This window comes from Phormidium sp. CCY1219, from assembly GCF_055795085.1.
The window spans coordinates 1-3,326 of sequence record NZ_JAYFEQ010000537.1 but is presented as its reverse complement, the minus strand read 5'-3'; the positions used below and the strand labels follow the sequence as shown (position 1 = coordinate 3,326).

Sequence of the window (3,326 nt, the reverse complement as noted above, 5' to 3'; positions counted from 1 at the left end):
GAATTTTTCACCTCGGAGGTGCAAGCGCGGTAATGACTATTCGGCTACGTACCACATCAATCTGAGAAAGGCTATAAGTGCTATAGAAGCAGAGATCAGTGCCGCAAACATAAACATAGTTTTGGAAATTTTGCAATAAAAAAATCGGTGTTTTATTGCGCTCAAAATTGATAAATTTGTATCGCTGGGGTTGGCTGCGGAAGTTATTTTAATCTTCCATATCGGGTTTTTTGGGGAAGACAAACTGGGTTTTAAAATTGGCTATCGCGCCTTGTAAAAACCCCCAGACATCCCCTTCGCGGTGGATAACTTTTTCGCGATCGAGCAAGGGGCGGCCAAAGCGAAAAATCCCATCTTGTTCCGCCCGCTCTATTTGGGGTAACTTATTGGGAAGCGGCCAAAACGCTTGCCCCACCGGGTAAGGAATATGAAAAGAAAACGTAAATTCGGGGAATTCGGCGGTTTTGACTTCCAACTCGTAAAGGGAATAATAATCCGTTTCTTCATTATACCAACAGGCGGGACATTTTTTCACCAAATTTGAATACAAATAAAAAAATTCCCATTTATCGAAACATTCAAACTCGCGCATTTCTTCGGAATGTTCGTCGCACAGGCGCAGGAAAATTTTATCGGCTTCCGGGGGACGGTAAAAAGAGAGAATCGCGTAGGGAGTTTGGGATAATAATCGCACCGCTTCAGTTTTCAAAGCGTACCATTGATGTTTTCTGGTTTCATAAGTGGAGCCATATTTGATAGCCCGATCGCCCTTTAATTGATTTTCTTTTGCCCAGCGAGACCCCCACACGGTCCAGTAAGCCAATTCCAGGGTAGCGGCGATTTCCGGAGAGCCAGTTTCCTGCCATTTGGCGCGAATTTGTTCCCAGGCGATCGCAAAATTTTGACGAGCTTGTTGATTTTCCTTGCGACTGTGGGAGGCGGCTTTGGCGGCGGATTTCCGAGTTTGAGCTACCCGCGCTTGGTGGGAATCGCGCCATTGTTGAATCTCTTCCGGGGTCAAACTCATCACCACTCGTCTGTCGTGAACGGGATATTCCAAGATTTTGCCGGATTTGCGACAAGAGCGATATTCTAAAACCGGAATTTTCCCTTCTTTAATCCAGCGCTTGCGTTCGGTTTTGGTACATTTTAAAATTTCGATTAACTCGTAGGGTTCCACGGCCAATTCCCGCTTAAACGTTTCGAGAAATCTTTCCTTTTCTGACGGATCGGCGGCAAAAATTGATAGCAGCAGGCTCACCAGTTCTGCTTTTTTTTTCTTCGTATTGGGGGGGAGGCGTAAAAATTGGAGTAATTGAGCCTTAAGGATCCGTGGAGAAGAAAGGAGCTGTTCTAGCATGACAGGAGGGGCAACGCGGTCTCGTTTCTATTTTAGAGTTTTGCGTGCCACTGGTAACGAGAAAATTTGCCAGAAAACGGTAGGGGGAAGAAAAATTGCCTCGGGGATCGCTTTTGGATGAGAATGGGCGATGGGAAAGCCCAGGGGTGAGGGGCAGGGGAAACCCCCACCCCTCGGGCAAGGGGGGGGAGGAATAGAATGGGAAAATGGGCTTATTGTAAGGTGACAAACTCCTCGGCGGTACTGGGGTGAATGCCGATGGTGGCATCGAAATCTTTTTTGGTTGCGCCCATATTCACGGCGATCGCCATGCCTTGGATAATTTCAGCCGCATCTTTCCCGACCATGTGAACGCCGAGCACGCGATCGGTGGTTTGGTCAACCACCAATTTGACCATCACCTTGTCACTGGCCCCGGTGAGACTGTGGAACATGGGACGAAACTTGGCGCGATAGATTTTCACGTCATCGCCAAGCTTTTGACAGGCTTCTGCTTCGGTGCATCCCACGGTTGCGGCTTCTGGGTCGGAAAACACGGCAGTGGGGACGCCGCGATAAGATATAGCTCGCGGTAGGTGACCGAATACCGTATCGGCAAAGGCGCGTCCTTCGCCGATCGCCACTGGGGTTAAATTCAGTCGATCCGTGCAATCTCCCACCGCATAGATATGAGGTTGACTGGTGTTACTATCCGGGGTAACGGCGATCGCGCCTTTGTTCACCTCAACCCCGGCATTCTCCAGGTTCAACCCTGCCAAATTCGGGGCGCGACCGGTAGCGCACAGGATCGCATCCACGGCGATCGTTTCGTTGGTGTCCCCGGAAATCTTCACCTTCAACTCTTCTGCGGTCTTTTCTATCTTGTCCACCACCGAACCGGTGGCGAATTTGATGCCCTTTTCGCTCATCCCGTCCTGAATGTTGCGCCGAATATCGTCATCAAACCCGTTTAAAATCGAGTCGCGGCGGATAATTTGCGTCACCTCGGAACCCAAACCATTCATAATCCCGGCAAATTCCACTCCAATGTAACCGCCACCGAGCACGGCTAGGCGCTTGGGAAACTCTGTCAGGTGAAACATATCCCGGGAGGTGACACTCGCTTCGATGCCCTCAATTTCTGGGGGCTTGATGGGATGTCCCCCCACGGCAATTAAAATTTTGTCCGCCGTGATTTTGCGTCCGTCGATTTCTAGGGTGTGGGGATCCACAAAGCTGGCTTTGCCTCGCATCAGCTCTACGCCTGCTTTTTCCAGGTTCTTAATGTGAATCTCGCTGAGACGATGCACTTCTTTGTTCACCACCTCTACCAGTTTTTGCCACTCAAATTTTGGTTCGACTTTCTCCCACCCGTATCCCACGGCGTCTCGATACAGATGGGAGAAGCGCGAGGCATACACCATCAGCTTTTTCGGCACGCAACCCCGAATCACGCAGGTGCCCCCCACTAAGTCGCCTTCTGCAATGGCAACTTTGGCCCCATAAGACGCCGCCCGTTTCGATGCGGCGAGACCCCCTGAACCGGCACCAATTACGAATAAGTCGTAATCAAAACTCATACCTGACCTCCCTGCGAATGAAACATTTCACTATCAGAGTAAACTACCTGCTCTGTAGAGAAAATTGACAATTGACAATTAACAATTTATAATTGCCCCAGGTTTCAATTTTCGAGTTTCAACGGATCCGAGGGGCGATCGCCACCGCCCCTCCCCTGTGACCTCCGCATTCCCGTGTTTTTACGGGGGGTAGATCCCGTAAAAACACTGGGGTGAAGCTTTCTTGGTTTTACGGATGCTTTAGGAACCCTGAATGGTTAAGCTATAGAAAAGCCTACGGGCATCCACCGCGTTCTCGTCTCCGATGGAGGACTTGACAAAACTGCAAGGTTGTCAGGAACCCCATCCCTAAAGGGAGGGGCTTGGTAAGACTTTATTTTCCCAAGCTCACCTGACCAGAAGACCAG

General features: G+C 49.9%; 2 protein-coding genes. Both read right to left on the bottom strand.

Annotation, left to right across the window (positions count from 1 at the left end; translation table 11 throughout):
• Positions 1 to 208: 208 nt before the first annotated feature.
• A complete protein-coding gene (locus AC0QH1_RS14845; RefSeq protein WP_324631963.1) occupies positions 209 to 1,261 on the bottom strand; it encodes a hypothetical protein in 1,053 nt (350 codons plus the stop codon).
• Between the two features lie 311 nt (positions 1,262 to 1,572).
• Positions 1,573 to 2,919, bottom strand: a complete 1,347-nt coding sequence (gene gor, locus AC0QH1_RS14840; protein ID WP_324631962.1) for a glutathione-disulfide reductase — start codon at positions 2,917 to 2,919, stop codon at positions 1,573 to 1,575.
• Positions 2,920 to 3,326: the final 407 nt, after the last annotated feature.